Source organism: Streptomyces sp. NPDC002467, from assembly GCF_042889825.1.
Classification (GTDB): Bacteria; Actinomycetota; Actinomycetes; order Streptomycetales; family Streptomycetaceae; genus Streptomyces.
Map to the genome: position 1 here is coordinate 237,087 of NZ_JBIARJ010000012.1, position 17,188 is coordinate 254,274.

The following is a 17,188-nucleotide window of genomic DNA, read 5'->3' on the forward strand; positions in this document are numbered from 1 at the left end:
GCCCCCCACACCTCCGCGGGCGCAACGCCCCACCCCCCCACCACCCCGGCCATGCCCCCGCGCCGTTTCACCGCGGCCTTCTCCCCCTGGGGGGGGGGGGGGGGCCCCCCGGGGGGCCCCCCCCCCTTCCGCATGTCCGTGACCGCTCAGGGACGGTGGCGGTCCAGGTCGAACTCGCCGTCCCGGGCACCCAGTACGAAGGCCTCCCACTCGGCCGCCGTGTACCGCAGCACCGTCTCCCGGTCCAGCGAGGACCGCATGGCCACCGCGCCCTCGGGCAGCCGGGCGATCTCGACCCGCTCCTCGTCCGGGCTGGTCCCGGGCGGGCCCTCCCACTCCACGCCGCTGATGTCGAGCGCGTACAGCTCGTCCTTCTCCTGCTGGGTGCCCATGTGCGGCCTTTCCCCTCGGTGGCGCGGTCTTCACCGCCGATTATCTGCGCTGCGCCGCCCGAGGGGACGGGTTTCCCCACATCACGGGCTCACATCACCGGCTCACAACCCCGGCATCCGCCCGAGCTGCACCAGCGACGTACCCCGCCTGCGCGAGGCGTAGAAGGCCCGGCCCGGAGGCATCGGACGCGGCCGGACGTTCCCGACCAGGTCGCCCTCGGACGGGTCGCCGGACAACAGGACGCCCTGCGCGCCGAGCTCCTTGATCCGCTGCATGAACGGGTCGTACAGGGAGCGCGAGGCACCCGCCGAGTTGCGCGCGATGACGAAGCGCACGCCCGTGTCCCGGGCGAAGGGCAGGAACTCCACCAGCGGTGCCAGCGGATTGCCCTGGCTCGTGGCCACCAGGTCGAAGTCGTCGATGATGATGAAGACGTCCGGCCCCGTCCACCAGCTGCGGTCCCGCAGCTGCTGCGGAGTGACGTCGGTCGGCGGCTGCCGGCGCGAGAACACCCCGCCCAGCGCCTCCATGTGCATCTGCAGGGAGCTCGCCATCGGCGCGTACTCCAACAGGTGCTCCTCCGGCAGCGCCCCCAGCAGGCTCCGCCGGTAGTCGCCGACGACCAGACGGGCCTGGTCGGGGGTGTAGCGCTCGGCGATCTGCTTGGCGATGAGCCGCAGCAGGTTCGTCTTGCCCGACTCGCTCTCACCGAACACCAGCAGGAAGGGGTCGGACTCGAAGTCGACGAACACCGGCTCCAGATCGGTCTCGTCGATGCCGATCGCGATCCCGCGGCCCGGGTGCTCCCCGCCCTTGGGCAGCTGGTCGGAGTGGAGCAGCCGCGGCAGCAGCCGTACGCCGGGAGCCGTGGGCCCCGTCCAGTTCTGCTTGACGGCCTCCACGAAGGCCGCGGTGGCCTCCGACAGGTCGCCCGCGTCGTGCGAGCCGTCGATCCGCGGCAGCGCGCCCAGGAAGTGCAGCTTCTCCGCCACCTGACCGCGACCCGGCATCCCCGCGGGGACGTTCGCCGCGACCTTCCGGTCGAACTCGGAGTCCATGACGTCGCCGAGCCGCAGCTCCAGCCGGCTCAGCATCTGGTCCTTGAGCGCGGCCCGTACCTCCATGTACCGCGCCGCCGTGATCACCACGTGGATGCCGTAGCCCAGACCGCGGGCCGCGATGTCGTTGACGACCTGCTCCAGGCCCTCGTACTCGCCCCGGAAGTTGCCCCAGCCGTCGATGACGAGGAACACGTCGCCCCACGCCTCGCCCGGCAGGTCACCGGCCGCGCGCCGGCGCCGGTAGGTGGTGATCGAGTCGACGTTGTTGGAGCGGAAGAACTCCTCGCGGCGGTTGAGGATGGCCGCCACCTCCGAGACCGTGCGCCGCACCCGCTCCGGATCCAGACGCGAGGCGATCCCGCCCACGTGCGGCAGCTCGGCGACCGCCGACAGGCTGCCACCACCGAAGTCCAGCCCGTAGAACTGCACCTCGCGCGGGGTGTGCGTGAGCGCGAACGAGGAGATCAGCGTCCGCATCAGCGTCGACTTGCCCGACTGCGGACCACCGACCACCATCATGTGACCCGCCGCACCCGAGAAGTCCCGGTACAGCACCTCGCGCCGCTGCTCGAACGGCTTGTCGATGAGGCCCAGCGGTACGACCAGCCCGCCCGGGCGCGTGTACCCGTCCGCGTGCAGCCCGCGCTCCGCGCTCGGCGCCAGCGCCGGCAGCAACTGGTCCAGCGGCGGCGCCTGGTCGAGCGGCGGCAGCCACACCTGGTGCGCCGGCACGCCCTGACCCTCCAGCCGGCCCACGATCACGTCCAGCACCGTGTCCGCGAGGGCGTCGTCCTCCCGCGAGGACTGCGCCGCCAGGTACGCCGGGTCCGGAGCCGCGTACACCACCGGCACCGGAGCCGCCGTGAACAGCGCGGGCCGCCGCTCCACCGGGAACAGGCCCACCGACAGGTCCGGCCCGCCCGAACGGTAGGTGCCCGAGACGTACGCCGCCTTGAAGCGCGTCATCTCGTCCGTACCGAACTTCAGGTAGCCCGAACCGGGCACCGACGGCAGGTGGTAGGCGTCCGGCACGCCGATCGCGGTCCGCGACTCCGCCGCAGAGAAGGTCCGCAGACCGATCCGGTACGACAGGTACGTGTCCAGGCCGCGCAGCTTGCCCTCCTCCAGCCGCTGCGAGGCCAGCAACAGGTGCACGCCCAGCGAACGGCCGATGCGGCCGATCTGGATGAACATGTCGATGAAGTCGGGCTTCGCCGTCAGCAGCTCGGAGAACTCGTCGATCACCAGCACCAGCGAGGCCAGGGGCTCCAGCGGGGCGCCGGCCGCACGGGCCTTCTCGTAGTCGTGGATGTTCGCGTAGTTGCCCGCCGAACGCAGCAGCTCCTGCCGGCGCTGCAGCTCGCCGCGGATCGAGTCGCCCATGCGGTCCACGAGCGTGAGGTCGTCCGCCAGGTTGGTGATGACCGCCGCCACGTGCGGCATCTGCCCCATGCCCGTGAAGGTCGCACCGCCCTTGAAGTCGGCCAGTACGAAGTTCAGCGTCTCCGAGGTGTGCGTGACGGCCAGACCCAGCACCAGCGTGCGCAGCAGCTCCGACTTGCCGGAACCGGTCGCGCCCACGCACAGGCCGTGCGGGCCCATGCCCTCCTGCGCGGCCTCCTTCAGGTCCAGCATCACCGGTGCGCCGTCCTCGCCGACACCGATCGGCACGCGCAGCCGCTCACCGGCCGACCGCGGCCGCCAGGTCCGCGCCACGTCGACGGAGGCGGCGTCGCCCAGGTTCAGCAGGTCCGTGAAGTCCAGGTTCGCCAGCAGCGGCTCGTCCTCGTCCCCGCCACCGGTGCGCATCGGCGCCAGCTGCCGGGCCAGGGCCTCCGCCGCGGGCAGCGACAGGGTGTCCGGGACGCCTTCGTAGGCGACCCCGCCGCCCGATTCCAGTCGCAGCCGGCCCGGCCGCACCACGACCGACAGCCCACCGCGCAGCTCGTCCAGGTCGCCCGGGACCACCTCGACGATGGTCACGCCCTGAAGCCCCTCGGCCGCGGCGAACACCGAGTCCGGCGGCACCATCCCGCCGTCCAGCACCACCACCAGGTGCGGCTGGTCCAGCACCGGGGACACCTCGCGGCTGAACCGGGGCCGCCCCTCCAGCCGGGACCCCAGCAGCCCCTCCAACTCCGCGAGGTCGTCGCCGAACAGCCGCTTCGTACCAGCCCCGTCGACCTGACCCGGTACCTGCGTGTGCGGCAGCCATTTCGTCCAGTCCCACGCCGGCACCGCACCCGGTGACGCCACCACGGCCACCACCAGGTCCTCGGGGGAGTGCAACGTCGCCAGCTGCGCCACCAGCGCCCGCGCCGTACCCCGCGCCGACTCCGGCTCACCGGACACCGTCACGTGGTAGAAGGCCCGGAGCGACACCGCCACCGGCAGCCCGTCCAGGGAGGAGTGCACCTTCAGGAAGCGCTGCATCGCGCCCGCCGTCAACGGCTCCAGCTCGTCCACCGGGGCCGTGTCCGGCGCCACCAACGGCGTCGCCAGCCGCTGCGCGCCGAGTCCGAGCCGTGCCTGCCCGAAGTCCGCGTCCCCGACCCGCCGTTCCCACAGCCGGGAGCCCTCCGCCACCACCGACCACAACTGCTCGGGAGCCGGGTGCAGGTACAACTGCGCGTCGCGCTGGGCCCGCGCGGTGCGACGTACCTGACGGCGCGTCTGCGCGAGGTACTTCAGGTAGTCCCGCCGCACATCGGCCATTTGCCCCTGCGTACCACGCCGGTAGCGCACCAACTGGGCGACGATCATGCCCAGCGTGGACACCAGCATCAGCGTGCCCATGATCCGCATGATCGGATTAGGGGTCATGAAGAAGAACACGACCGACGAGCCCATGCCGAGCATCGGCAGGACCTGCATCAACATGCCCTCTTGCTGACCGCGCGGGAGTTCCGGAGGGGCCTCCAGTCTCAGCTCGTCCGAAGGGACTTCGGGCGGCAGGGACCGCGGCGGGCGTTTGACGACGATCTGGCTCACCGGAGCATCCCCTCGAAAACGGACGGGAGACACCGCTGCCGGCGCCCCCAAGTCCCGGGCGCGGAGGGGGTCTCCTCCGCGCGACCGTGATCCTACTTGCCGACAGTCCGCCATATGCCCGGTAGGGTGGCCCGCCTGGGCCCTGTCCGGGCGATCCCCGCGGGTCGGCCCGCGACGCCCGGCACGGGCACCTCGCTGCGTCGTCGCATCGCGCACGTACGGTCGAGTACGAGCTGCGATGCCCGCCGCGCGACGCACCGCGCCGGCCGCCGCGGGCCGACCCGCGGAGACCGCCCGTACGGGGCCCGGCATACGCATCCGCGAATCGTCCGCCGCCGCGGGCACCGACAACGGGGGTCACACAGGTGAGTACGGCCGCAACGACGGGCTTCTGCAGGGTCACCGTCGTGGCCCCGGACAGCCGTATCGACGTCGCCCTCCCCGAGGACATCGCCGTCGCCGACGTCTACCCCGAGCTGCTGCGCCTCACCGGTCAGACCCAGCCCGTGGGCGCCCCCACCGGCTTCCACCTCGTGCGCCGCTCCGGCACCGTCCTCGACGGCGCGCGGACCCTCGCCGCCCAGCAGGTCCTCGACGGCGAGGTCCTCAGCCTGCGCCCCTTCGCCGAGTCCCTGCCCCCGGCCGTCTTCGACGACGTCTCCGACGCCGTCGCCTCCGCCGTCGTCCGCGACCGGCACCGCTGGAGCGACGACATGCTGCGCGGCGCGGGCCTGGCCGGCGCCGCCGTGCTCCTCGTGATGCTGGGCTTCGTCCTCTGGTACGCCGACCCGATCCGCCACGACGTGCACGGACTGCCCGGCATCATCGCCGGCGCCGTCGGCATCCTGCTCACCGCCCTCGCCGGGGTCCGCGCACGCGTCTACCGCGACCGGGGCTCCGCCGTCGCGCTCGGCCTCAGCTCCCTCCCGCTCCTGCTGATCGCCGGCTCCGGGATCATCGCCCCCGCCGCCGGCGAGGGACCCGGCCGCCTCCAGTTCCTCCTCGGCTGCGTCTGCGTCCTTGTCGCCTCGGTCGCCCTCGTCGCGCTCACCCCCAGCGGGGACGCCCCCTTCGTCGCGGCCACCTTCGTGGCCGCCACCGGCACCCTCGCCACCTTCGGCGCCATCGCCACCGAGGCCTCCGCCACCCACACCGCGGCCGTCTGCGCCCCCGTCGCCATCGGCCTCGTCGCCTTCCTGCCCAGCCTCTCCGCCCGCGTCGCCCGGCTGCCCATCGGCTACGCGGCCCCGCAGAGCGCAACCGACGAGTACGTCGACTACGCGGGGACCCCGGACCGCCACGACACCGAGCCGTACGGTGACCAGTCCGCCGCCGACGGCTCCGACCAGGGCGCCCCGCTCGACGCCGAGGCCATCGCCGCCCAGGCCCGCCGCGGCCACGAGATGCTGCTCGGACTCGTCGCCGGCTGCGCCGCGGTCGCCGTCGGCTCCGCCGCCGTCCTCGGTTTCTCCGACAACACCTGGGGCCGCCTGCTGGCGCTCGCCACCGGCCTCGCCATGCTGCTGCGCGCCCGGCTCTTCCGCTACACCTCGCAGGTGGTCTGCGCCCTGGCCGCCGGACTGATCGCCGTCGCCCTGCTGATCCTGGGCCTGGCCCTGCACCCGCCGGTCGAGCTCCTCGCGGCCTTGGCCAAGCAGGACCACAGCGGCATGGACATCCGTACGATCTGGCTGACCGCCGCGGTCGCCGCCGGCGCGGCCCTCCTCGCGGGAATTGCGCTTGTCATCCCCCGCAAGGGCCTGTCACCCTTCTGGGGAAGGCTGCTCGACCTCACCGAGGCGGCGGTCCTGCTCAGCCTGGTCCCCCTGGCCCTGGCCGTGCTGGACGTCTACTCCCGGGCCCGCTCTCTCACCAGCTGAGACGTCGCGACCCGGCAGCCTGGTACGCTGTGTGACGGCCGTTTGTGTACGCGTCCCCCGGATACCTCGACGAGAGGGTCTGTGGACTGCGCTCAGCGAGCCCCGCCTCCCGAGTTACGGAAGCTCCCCAGAGATTCAGACCTGGGGCACTCGGTGGCTACGAAGACCCATACGAGGAGTACGCGTGCCGCTCGACGCCGCTACGAAGAAGCAGATCATCGCAGAGTTTGGTGCCAAGGAGGGCGACACCGGCTCCCCCGAGGTCCAGGTCGCGATGCTGTCCCGCCGCATCTCGGACCTGACCGAGCACCTCAAGGCCCACAAGCACGACCACCACTCCCGTCGTGGTCTGCTGATCCTGGTCGGCCAGCGTCGCCGCCTGCTGCAGTACCTGGCCAAGAAGGACATCCAGCGCTTCCGTACGCTGGTCGAGCGCCTCGGCATCCGCCGCGGTGCGGCCGGCGCCAAGTAAAGCGTCGTGGAGGGAGCGGTTCCCACTTCCGGGGGCCGCTCCCTTTGCTGTACGTGCGCACCGGACCGGACCCTTTGTAGTCTGGAACGGACGCCGTGCGCACCTGACGAAGACGCGCACAACTGAAGAGGAGGAGCGCCCTCCCTACGCCGCCGGTCCTCGGTAGTGGCACCCGGAAATGCCCGCACGGGCGACGGACCCGGATGCTTCGATCGAAGACCGGCCCCCAGGCCAGGCGCGCTTCTCCGCAACCGTCCACCGCCACACGGGCGGCGGACGGAGACGACGAAAATGGAGAAAACGCTAGTGGAGAACGAGACCCACTACGCCGAAGCCGTGATCGACAACGGTTCCTTCGGCACCCGCACCATCCGCTTCGAGACGGGCCGTCTGGCCCGCCAGGCCGCCGGCTCCGCCGTTGCCTACCTGGACGACGACACGATGGTGCTTTCCGCGACCACCGCGTCGAAGAAGCCCAAGGACCAGCTCGACTTCTTCCCCCTGACGGTGGACGTCGAGGAGCGCCAGTACGCGGCCGGCAAGATCCCCGGCTCCTTCTTCCGCCGTGAGGGCCGCCCCTCCGAGGACGCGATCCTCACCTGCCGCCTGATCGACCGCCCGCTGCGCCCGTCCTTCAAGAAGGGCCTGCGCAACGAGATCCAGGTCGTCGCCACCGTCATGGCGCTCAACCCGGACCACCTGTACGACGTCGTCGCGATCAACGCCGCGTCCGCGTCCACGCAGCTGGCCGGCCTGCCCTTCTCCGGCCCGATCGGCGGCGTCCGCGTCGCGCTGATCCGCGGCCAGTGGGTGGCGTTCCCGACGCACACCGAGCTCGAGGACGCCGTCTTCGACATGGTCGTCGCGGGCCGCACCCTCGAAGACGGTGACGTCGCGATCATGATGGTCGAGGCCGAGGCCACCGAGAAGACCATCGCCCTCGTCAAGGGCGGCGCCCAGGCGCCGACCGAGGAGATCGTCGCCGCGGGTCTCGACGCCGCGAAGCCGTTCATCAAGGTCCTCTGCAAGGCCCAGGCCGACCTGGCCGCCAAGGCCGCCAAGCCCGAGGGCGAGTTCCCGGTCTTCCTGGACTACCAGGACGACGTGTACGAGGCCCTCGCGGCCGCCGTCAAGGGCGAGCTCTCCCAGGCGCTGACCATCGCGGGCAAGCAGGACCGCGAGGCAGAGCTGGACCGCGTCAAGGAGATCGCCGCCGAGAAGCTCCTCCCGGCCTTCGAGGGCCGCGAGAAGGAGATCTCCGCCGCCTACCGCAGCCTGACCAAGGCCCTGGTGCGCGAGCGCGTCATCAAGGACAAGGTCCGCATCGACGGCCGCGGGATCACGGACATCCGTACCCTCGCCGCCGAGGTCGAGGCCATCCCGCGCGTGCACGGCTCGGCGCTGTTCGAGCGTGGCGAGACCCAGATCCTGGGCGTCACCACCCTCAACATGCTCCGCATGGAGCAGCAGCTGGACACCCTCTCCCCGGTGACCCGCAAGCGCTACATGCACAACTACAACTTCCCGCCGTACTCCGTCGGCGAGACCGGCCGCGTCGGTTCGCCGAAGCGCCGCGAGATCGGCCACGGCGCGCTCGCCGAGCGCGCGATCGTGCCGGTCCTCCCGACCCGCGAGGAGTTCCCCTACGCGATCCGCCAGGTGTCCGAGGCCCTCGGCTCCAACGGTTCGACGTCCATGGGCTCGGTCTGCGCCTCCACCATGTCGCTGCTGAACGCCGGTGTGCCCCTCAAGGCCCCCGTCGCCGGTATCGCCATGGGCCTGATCTCCCAGGAGATCGACGGCAAGACCCACTACGTCGCCCTCACCGACATCCTCGGTGCGGAGGACGCCTTCGGCGACATGGACTTCAAGGTCGCCGGCACCAAGGAGTTCGTCACCGCGCTCCAGCTGGACACCAAGCTCGACGGCATCCCGGCCTCCGTTCTGGCCGCCGCCCTCAAGCAGGCCCGCGACGCCCGCCTCCACATCCTCGACGTGATGATGGAAGCGATCGACACGCCGGACGCGATGTCCCCGTTCGCCCCGCGGATCATCACCGTCAAGATCCCGGTGGACAAGATCGGTGAGGTCATCGGCCCCAAGGGCAAGATGATCAACCAGATCCAGGAGGACACCGGCGCCGAGATCACGATCGAGGACGACGGCACCATCTACATCGGCGCCTCCGACGGCCCGGCCGCCGAGGCCGCCCGCGCCACGATCAACTCGATCGCCAACCCGACCATGCCGGAGGTCGGCGAGCGCTACCTGGGTACGGTCGTCAAGACCACCACCTTCGGTGCCTTCGTCTCCCTGATGCCCGGCAAGGACGGCCTGCTGCACATCTCGCAGATCCGCAAGCTCGCCGGTGGCAAGCGCGTGGAGAACGTCGAGGACGTGCTCGCGGTCGGCACCAAGGTCCAGGTGGAGATCGCCGAGATCGACCAGCGCGGCAAGCTCTCCCTGATCCCCGTGATCGACGGCGAGGCCGCCGGTGACGACGCTGACAAGGACGACTCCGACAAGTGATGTCGCGTAGTTCCCGTGTGACGGCCCGCCCCTCTTCGGAGGGGCGGGCCGTCGCCCGTACCCAAACCCTCCTCAAGGGCAGCAACGGGATCGGCACCGTCCGTCGCACCGTCCTCCCCGGCGGCCTGCGCGTCGTCACCGAGACGCTGCCCTCGGTCCGCTCCGCCACCTTCGGCATCTGGGCCCACGTGGGCTCCCGTGACGAGACCCCGTCGCTGGCCGGCAGCACGCACTACCTGGAGCACCTCCTCTTCAAGGGCACGCGGCAGCGCAGCGCCCTCGACATCTCCTCCGCGATCGACGCGGTCGGCGGCGAGATGAACGCCTTCACGGCGAAGGAGTACACCTGCTACTACGCGCGGGTGCTCGACACCGACCTGCCGCTGGCCATAGACGTCGTGTGCGACATGCTCACCGGCTCGCTGATCCGCGAGGAGGACGTCGACGCCGAGCGCGGCGTGATCCTCGAAGAGATCGCGATGACCGAGGACGACCCGGGCGACTGCGTGCACGACCTGTTCGCGCACACCATGTACGGAGACACCCCCCTGGGCCGTCCCGTGCTCGGCACCGTCGACACGATCAACGCCCTCGGCGCCGACCGCATCCGCCGCTTCTACAAGAAGCACTACGACCCCCGCCACCTGGTGGTCGCCGCGGCCGGCAACGTCGACCACAACAAGGTCGTGCGCCAGGTCCGCGCGGCCTTCGAGAAGGCCGGCGCGCTGAAGCACACCGACGCCGAGCCGATCGGCCCGCGCGGCGGCGCCAAGCGCATCCGCACCGCTGGCCGCGTCGACCTGGTCGGCCGCAAGACCGAGCAGGCCCACGTGGTCCTCGGCATGCCCGGCCTGGCCCGTACCGACGAGCGCCGCTGGGCGCTCGGCGTGCTGAACACGGCACTCGGCGGCGGCATGTCCTCCCGCCTCTTCCAGGAGGTGCGGGAGAAGCGCGGCCTGGCCTACAGCGTGTACTCGTACACCTCGGGCTTCGCCGACACGGGCCTCTTCGGCGTGTACGCGGGCTGCCGCCCCAACCAGGTCCACGACGTACTGCGGATCTGCCGCGACGAGCTCGACAAGGTGGCCTCCGAGGGCCTCGCCGACGACGAGATCAAGCGGGCGATAGGACAGCTCTCGGGCTCGACCGTCCTCGGCCTGGAGGACACCGGCGCGATCATGAACCGCATCGGCAAGAGCGAGTTGTGCTGGGGCGACCAGATGTCGGTCGACGACATGCTGGCCCGCATCGCCGCGGTGACCCCGGACGACGTCCGCTCGGTCGCACAGGATGTACTGGCCCAGCGGCCCTCGCTCGCGGTGATCGGCCCCCTGAAGGAGAAGCAGGCGGCACGCCTCGACGAAGCGGTCGCCTAGTTTCGTACGGATGTAAGGGAAGCAATATGAGCAAGCTGCGCGTGGCGGTCCTGGGCGCTCAGGGCCGCATCGGCTCCGAAGCGGTCAAGGCGGTCGAGGCCGCCGAGGACATGGAGCTGGTGGCCGCCCTCGGCCGCGGCGACAAGCTGGAGACGCTGGCGGAGTCCGGCGCCCAGGTCGCCGTCGAGCTGACCACCCCCGCCTCGGTCATGGGGAACCTGGACTTCCTCGTCCGCCACGGCATCCACGCGGTGGTCGGCACCACCGGCTGGACCGAGGACCGTCTCGCCCAGCTGAACACCTGGCTCGCCGGCTCCCCGGCGACCGGTGTGCTCATCGCCCCGAACTTCTCCATCGGTGCCGTCCTCACCATGAAGTTCGCCGCCCAGGCCGCCCGCTACTTCGAATCCGTCGAGGTGGTCGAGCTGCACCACCCGAACAAGGTCGACGCCCCCTCCGGCACCGCGACCCGTACGGCGCAGCTCATCGCGGCCGCCCGTGCCGAGGCCGGCCTCGGCGCCCAGCCCGACGCCACCGCGGCCTCCCTCGACGGCGCGCGCGGCGCGGACGTCGACGGGGTGCCGGTGCACGCCATCCGCCTGCGGGGCCTGCTGGCCCACCAGGAGGTGCTCCTCGGCGGCGAGGGCGAGACCCTGACCATCCGTCACGACTCCCTGCACCACAGCAGCTTCATGCCGGGCATCCTGCTCGGCGCGCGCCGCGTGCCGCAGACCCCGGGCCTCACCTTCGGCCTGGAAAACTTCCTCGACCTGGGCTGACCGGACTGATTTCACGATGCGCGCGAAGATCACGTACTTCCTCACGGCCGCCGTCCTGGTCGTCTACTTCGTCCTGGCCGGCAGCCGGGGCCTGATGCTCATCCAGCACGGGACCTGGATCACCGTCACCCTCGGTGCGGCCGTGCTGATCCTGCCGGTCATCGGCATCTGGTTCCTCTGGAAGAACACGCAGTTCGTCACCAAGGCCAACCAGCTCGCGATCGAGCTGGAGGCCGAGGGCGGCCTGCCCGTCGACGAACTGGAACGGGACCAGTACGGCCGGATCCTGCGGGACTCCGCCGACGAGGTCTTCGCACGCCGCAAGGCCGAGACCGAGGACGAGCCGGGGGACTGGCGCAACTGGTTCCGGCTCGCCGTCGCCTACCGCGACGCCCGCGACACCCCGCGGGCCCGTACGGCGATGCAGCGCGCCATCGCCCTGCACGACAAGAAGCCCGTACAGGTCTGACCTGTACGGGCTTCCCGTCCGAGCTCGAACACGAGGCCTGCGAGGCCCGTCAGGCCCGCGGGGTCACGCGGCCACGGGCCGGTACTCCTCGGCCCAGGCCCCGACCATGTCGGCGGCCCGGTCGAAGGCCTCGGAGCGCGACAGGAAATCGGCGCTGTGGTCGGTCAGCAGGGCCGGCGGCTCCGCGCCGTCGCGCACGGCCGCCGTCAGGGCCTGCCCCTGAACGGTCCTCGGCAGCCCGAGCCAGCGCACCGGCTGCTGCACCGTACGCAGCTCGGCGATCTCGCTCCACGCGAGGGTGCGGCTCCCGAAGAACCCCACCCGGCGCAGCCCCGCACGGCTCACCCACACACCCACCTGCAGCATCCGCAGCGCCGACCCGACCACCAGGAGGGCGGCGACCAGGCACACGAGCGCCCCGGTCCACGCCCCGGCGAAGGCGACGATCATCGTGGACAACAGCATGAAGGCGGACAACAGGAGCAGCACCGCGGAGATGGCCACCCGCCAGGGCCCCGGCCGGTAGGGCCGGCGCCAGCGGTCGTGGTCGACATGGGCCAGTACCGCGTCGTCGTCGTCCGTCTCGGACACGCCGTCGGCCGTCAGGAAGGGCAGGGGCACGGCTGGACCTCACTCACATGCACGTTCGGTTGGGCTGTGCCCGTGAGGCTACCGCCCTTCGGACGCCTCCGACTGCTGCGACTTCGCGGGAGCCTTGCTCGGCTGAAGTGCCGGCATGCCGAAGAGCAGCGAGCCGACGAGCCCCGCCACCACGGTCAGACCGACCAGACTACGGGCGGCCAACTGGCTCTTGCTCAGACTCTCGCGCGGCGGCGGAGTGACATTGCTGCGGAAACGGTCGGCCTCGGCGACGAAGGCGAACGGGACGGGTTCGCGCCGGCGAAACATCAGGGGCATCTCCTCGACAGTGGATGGCGGGCGTTCTGCGGGTTCTCCTGGATAGACGTACGAGCCGGCCAATCGGTGCCGGATTTCCGGACATTCACCGGATTTCGTGTCGCCGCGTCAGCTGTTCGGGCGTCCGGCCCACGTCCGCGCTTGCGCGGGCGGCGACGAGCTCCGACATAGAGTTGGGCGCGCCCCAGGAATGAGCGTTCGGAAGGACCCCGGTGAGCGAGACCCCCGCTTCAGATCTGAAACCCAGCTTCCGCAGCGATGTGACGGTGGAGCTGGTGAAGCACTCCGCCGCCGACTCCGACGTGCTGTGGGCCGCCCGGGTCTCCACCGCCGGCGAACAGTCGCTCGAAGAGCTGCAGAAGGATCCGGAGCGTTCCAAGGGCCTCGTCAACTACCTGATGCGCGACCGCCACGGCAGCCCCTTCGAGCACAACTCGATGACCTTCTTCATCAGCGCCCCGATCTTCGTCTTCCGCGAGTTCATGCGTCACCGGGTGGGCTGGTCCTACAACGAGGAATCGGGCCGCTACAGGGAGCTGGAGCCCGTCTTCTACGTCCCGGACGCCGAGCGCAAGCTCGTCCAGGAGGGCCGCCCGGGCAAGTACGTCTTCGTCGAGGGCACCGAGGCTCAACAGGAGCTGACCGCCCGGGTCATGGAGGACTCGTACGTCCAGGCCTACGAGGCGTACCAGCAGATGCTGGCCGCCGGTGTCGCCCGCGAGGTGGCCCGTTCGGTCCTGCCGGTGGGCCTCTTCTCCTCGATGTACGCCACCTGCAACGCCCGCTCGCTGATGCACTTCCTCGGCCTGCGCACCCAGCACGAGCTGGCCAAGGTGCCGTCCTTCCCGCAGCGGGAGATCGAGATGGTCGGCGAGAAGATGGAGCGGCACTGGGCGAAGCTCATGCCGCTCACCTACGCGGCCTTCAACGACAACGGACGGATCGCCCCGTAAGGTCTGGTTCGACCGTCACGCACAGATGTGCTGAGACAAGTCCGAAGTGTCCGTATTGCGACGTTTCGGAAAGTTCATCTAGGCTGATCAAACGGACCCGGCACTGCCTGAACCCCCGAGCAGGCAGTGCCGGGCTCCAACACCCTGTTGACGTCCCCCGAGGGGACACCGCGAGCGTGGCAGCGAGTAGCGTGTTACCCATGGCTCCGATCTCGACTCCGCAGACCCCCTTCGGGCGGGTCCTCACCGCCATGATCACGCCGTTTACGGCGAATGGCGATCTCGACCTCGACGGCGCGCAGCAGCTCGCCGTCCACTTGGTGGACGCAGGCAACGACGGCCTGATCATCAACGGCACCACCGGTGAGTCGCCGACCACCACCGACGCGGAGAAAAACGACCTCGTACGAGCCGTCCTCGAAGCCGTCGGAGACCGCGCCCACGTGGTCGCCGGCATCGGCACCAACGACACCCGCCACACCCTCGAACTGGCCCGCCAGGCCGAGCGCACGGGGGCCCACGGCCTGCTCGCCGTCACCCCGTACTACAGCAAGCCGCCGCAGGAGGGCCTCTTCCGGCACTTCACGGCGATCGCCGACGCCACCGAGCTGCCGGTCATGCTCTACGACATCCCCGGCCGCAGCGGTGTCCCGATCGAGACGGAAACCCTCGTCCGACTGGCCGAGCACCCCCGTATCGTGGCCAACAAGGACGCCAAGGGCGACCTCGGCCGTGCAAGCTGGGCCATCGCGCAGAGCGGCCTGGCCTGGTACTCGGGCGACGACATGCTGAACCTGCCCCTCCTGTCGGTGGGCGCGGTCGGCTTCGTCTCCGTGGTCGGCCACGTGGTCAGCCCCGACCTGCGCGCCATGCTGGAGGCGCACCTGGGCGGGGACGTCCAGAAGGCCACCGAGATCCACCAGAAGCTGCTCCCGATCTTCACCGGCATGTTCCGCACCCAGGGCGTGATGACCACGAAGGCTGCCCTGGACCTGCAGGGCCTGCCCGCCGGCCCGCTGCGGCTCCCGCTGATCGGGCTGACCGACGAAGAGACTGCCCAGCTCAAGATCGATCTTGCCGCGGGCGGGGTACAGCTCTGACAACAGACTTCACAACTGAACAAGCAAGACCAAACACACAACAGCAAGTGCACGAATGACATGCGCGCCACGTGCCTTAAGGGGTACGTGGCGTGTGTGGTGAAGGAGAAACTTTTGAGCCATCCGCACCCTGAACTGGGCCCGCCGCCGAAGCTCCCCAAGGGCGGCCTCCGGGTCACCCCCCTGGGCGGTCTCGGTGAGATCGGCCGGAACATGACCGTCTTCGAGTTCGACGGCCGCCTGCTGATCGTCGACTGCGGCGTGCTCTTCCCCGAGGAGGAGCAGCCGGGCATCGACCTGATCCTTCCGGACTTCACGTCCATCCGGGATCGCCTCGACGACATCGAGGGCATCGTCCTCACGCACGGTCACGAGGACCACATCGGCGCAGTCCCGTACCTCCTCCGGGAGAAGCCGGACATCCCGCTGATCGGCTCCAAGCTGACGCTGGCCCTCATCGAGGCGAAGCTCCAGGAGCACCGCATCCGCCCCTACACCCTCGAGGTGAAGGAAGGCGAGCGCGAGGCCCTCGGCCCCTTCGACTGCGAGTTCATCGCGGTCAACCACTCCATCCCGGACGCCCTGGCCGTCGCGATCCGCACCCCCGCGGGCATGGTCGTCGCCACCGGCGACTTCAAGATGGACCAGCTCCCGCTGGACAAGCGCCTCACCGACCTGCACGCCTTCGCGCGTCTGAGCGAGGAGGGCATCGACCTCCTCCTCTCCGACTCGACGAACGCCGAGGTCCCGGGCTTCGTACCGCCCGAGCGCGAGATCTCCAACGTCCTGCGGAACGTCTTCGCGAACGCCCACAACCGGATCATCGTGGCCAGCTTCGCCAGCCACGTGCACCGCATCCAGCAGATCCTCGACGCCGCTCACGAGTACGGCCGCAGGGTCGCCTTCGTCGGCCGTTCGATGGTCCGCAACATGGGCATCGCCCGCGACCTCGGCTACCTGCGGGTCCCCGCCGGTCTCGTCGTGGACGTGAAGACCCTCGACGACCTGCCGGCCCACGAGGTCGTCCTGGTCTGCACGGGTTCCCAAGGCGAGCCGATGGCGGCCCTGTCCCGCATGGCCAACCGGGACCACCAGATCCGCATCGTCCCGGGCGACACGGTCATCCTCGCGTCGTCCCTGATCCCGGGCAACGAGAACGCGGTCTACCGCGTGATCAACGGCCTGACCCGCTGGGGCGCCAACGTCGTCCACAAGGGCAACGCCAAGGTCCACGTCTCGGGCCACGCCTCCGCCGGCGAGCTGCTGTACTTCTACAACATCTGCAAGCCGCGGAACCTGATGCCGGTCCACGGTGAATGGCGCCACCTGCGCGCCAACGCCGAACTCGGTGCCATGACGGGTGTCCCGAAGGACCGCATCGTCATCGCCGAGGACGGAGTGGTCGTCGACCTGATCGACGGCAAGGCCCGGATCTCCGGCAAGGTCCAGGCCGGCTACGTGTACGTGGACGGCCTCTCGGTCGGCGACGTCACGGAGGTCCACCTCAAGGACCGCAAGATCCTCGGCGAAGAGGGCATCATCTCGGTCTACGTCGTGGTGGACAGCACCACGGGCAAGGTCGTCAGCGGCCCGAGCATCCAGGCCCGCGGCTCCGGCATCGAGGACTCCGCCTTCGCGCCGGTGGTCACCAAGATCGAGGAGGCCATCGCCCGCGCGGCCTCCGACGGTGTGGCCGAGCCGCACCAGATCCAGCAGCTCATCCGCCGCACGATGGGCAAGTGGGTGTCGGACAGCTACCGCCGCCGCCCGATGATCCTCCCCGTCGTCGTCGAGGTCTGACCCTCGCCGTAGCGACGTCACCGGAGCGGGGCAACCGGATTTGCATCCGGGGGCCCCGCTCCAGTACGTTTACGTCTCCACCCCGCGAGACAACCGGGCACACATGTGTGTCCGGCCGCGTCGTGCGGGCGGGTGGGAATCAAGACCAGGGAGACCTGATAAAGTCTGATCCACCCGAAAGGGAAAGGCCCACCGAAGGCCATCGGAATTCCAATCCAGTCGGAAACGACACGGAAAAGAATCTGATAGAGTCGGAATCGCCGGAAAGGGAAAACGCGAAAGCGAAGAACCTGGAAAGCAAGCGAGAAAGACTCTGATAGAGTCTGAAACGCAAGAACGAAAGCCCGGAGGAAAGCCCCAGCCGATGTTGCTGAGGGTGAGTACAAAGGAAGCGTCCGTTCCTTGAGAACTCAACAGCGTGCCAAAAATCAACGCCAGAAGTTGATACCCCGTCCACTTCGGTGGAT

At 70.0% G+C, this 17,188-nt stretch carries 13 protein-coding genes; 9 read left to right on the forward strand and 4 right to left on the reverse strand.

Annotated elements, in window-relative coordinates:
- Positions 1 to 146: 146 nt before the first annotated feature.
- Both ACFYYJ_RS25120 and eccCa read right to left on the reverse strand, forming a co-directional pair.
- Positions 147 to 392 carry a DUF397 domain-containing protein gene (locus ACFYYJ_RS25120; RefSeq protein WP_351288755.1) on the reverse strand — a complete coding sequence of 82 codons (246 nt, stop codon included), beginning with the start codon at positions 390 to 392 and terminating at the stop codon, positions 147 to 149.
- Between the two features lie 102 nt (positions 393 to 494).
- Positions 495 to 4,445: a type VII secretion protein EccCa gene (gene eccCa / locus ACFYYJ_RS25125; RefSeq protein ID WP_389135586.1), complete on the reverse strand. Its 3,951-nt coding sequence runs from the start codon at positions 4,443 to 4,445 to the stop codon at positions 495 to 497.
- A gap of 365 nt (positions 4,446 to 4,810) precedes the next feature.
- Here eccCa and eccD point away from each other — a divergent pair, with 365 nt between their 5' ends.
- The 6 genes from eccD (at position 4,811) to ACFYYJ_RS25155 (ending at position 11,950) form a co-directional block, all read left to right on the forward strand.
- Complete coding sequence (eccD, locus tag ACFYYJ_RS25130; protein WP_389135588.1) at positions 4,811 to 6,325, forward strand: type VII secretion integral membrane protein EccD; 1,515 nt, start codon at positions 4,811 to 4,813, stop codon at positions 6,323 to 6,325.
- 184 nt (positions 6,326 to 6,509) lie between these two features.
- Entirely contained in the window at positions 6,510 to 6,797 is a 288-nt protein-coding gene (gene rpsO / locus ACFYYJ_RS25135; protein WP_030227598.1) for a 30S ribosomal protein S15, read from the forward strand.
- Positions 6,798 to 7,103: 306 nt separating this feature from the next.
- Positions 7,104 to 9,326, forward strand: coding sequence for a polyribonucleotide nucleotidyltransferase (locus ACFYYJ_RS25140; protein ID WP_389135605.1), 2,223 nt, complete (start codon positions 7,104 to 7,106; stop codon positions 9,324 to 9,326).
- Complete coding sequence (locus ACFYYJ_RS25145) at positions 9,323 to 10,702, forward strand: M16 family metallopeptidase (protein ID WP_385124236.1); 1,380 nt, start codon at positions 9,323 to 9,325, stop codon at positions 10,700 to 10,702. The genes ACFYYJ_RS25140 and ACFYYJ_RS25145 overlap by 4 nt, the downstream gene beginning before the upstream one ends.
- Positions 10,703 to 10,728: 26 nt before the next feature.
- Complete coding sequence (gene dapB / locus ACFYYJ_RS25150; RefSeq protein WP_385124233.1) at positions 10,729 to 11,481, forward strand: 4-hydroxy-tetrahydrodipicolinate reductase; 753 nt, start codon at positions 10,729 to 10,731, stop codon at positions 11,479 to 11,481.
- 16 nt (positions 11,482 to 11,497) lie between these two features.
- Complete coding sequence (locus ACFYYJ_RS25155; protein WP_385124230.1) at positions 11,498 to 11,950, forward strand: hypothetical protein; 453 nt, start codon at positions 11,498 to 11,500, stop codon at positions 11,948 to 11,950.
- 63 nt (positions 11,951 to 12,013) lie between these two features.
- Here the strand turns inward: ACFYYJ_RS25155 and ACFYYJ_RS25160 are convergent, their stop codons facing one another.
- Positions 12,014 to 12,571 carry a PH domain-containing protein gene (locus ACFYYJ_RS25160; protein WP_385124227.1) on the reverse strand — a complete coding sequence of 186 codons (558 nt, stop codon included), beginning with the start codon at positions 12,569 to 12,571 and terminating at the stop codon, positions 12,014 to 12,016.
- Between the two features lie 48 nt (positions 12,572 to 12,619).
- On the reverse strand, positions 12,620 to 12,859 hold the full coding sequence (locus ACFYYJ_RS25165) for a hypothetical protein (protein WP_385124407.1): 240 nt from the start codon (positions 12,857 to 12,859) through the stop codon (positions 12,620 to 12,622).
- A 221-nt stretch (positions 12,860 to 13,080) separates the two neighbouring features.
- On the opposite strand from ACFYYJ_RS25165, the gene thyX reads away from it, so the two are divergent.
- From thyX to ACFYYJ_RS25180, 3 genes are all read left to right on the forward strand, one after another.
- Positions 13,081 to 13,821 carry an FAD-dependent thymidylate synthase gene (gene thyX / locus ACFYYJ_RS25170; RefSeq protein WP_385124224.1) on the forward strand — a complete coding sequence of 247 codons (741 nt, stop codon included), beginning with the start codon at positions 13,081 to 13,083 and terminating at the stop codon, positions 13,819 to 13,821.
- Positions 13,822 to 14,021: 200 nt separating this feature from the next.
- A complete protein-coding gene (gene dapA / locus ACFYYJ_RS25175; RefSeq protein WP_385124221.1) occupies positions 14,022 to 14,921 on the forward strand; it encodes a 4-hydroxy-tetrahydrodipicolinate synthase in 900 nt (299 codons plus the stop codon).
- 114 nt (positions 14,922 to 15,035) lie between these two features.
- A complete protein-coding gene (locus ACFYYJ_RS25180) occupies positions 15,036 to 16,721 on the forward strand; it encodes a ribonuclease J (RefSeq protein ID WP_385124218.1) in 1,686 nt (561 codons plus the stop codon).
- Positions 16,722 to 17,188: the final 467 nt, after the last annotated feature.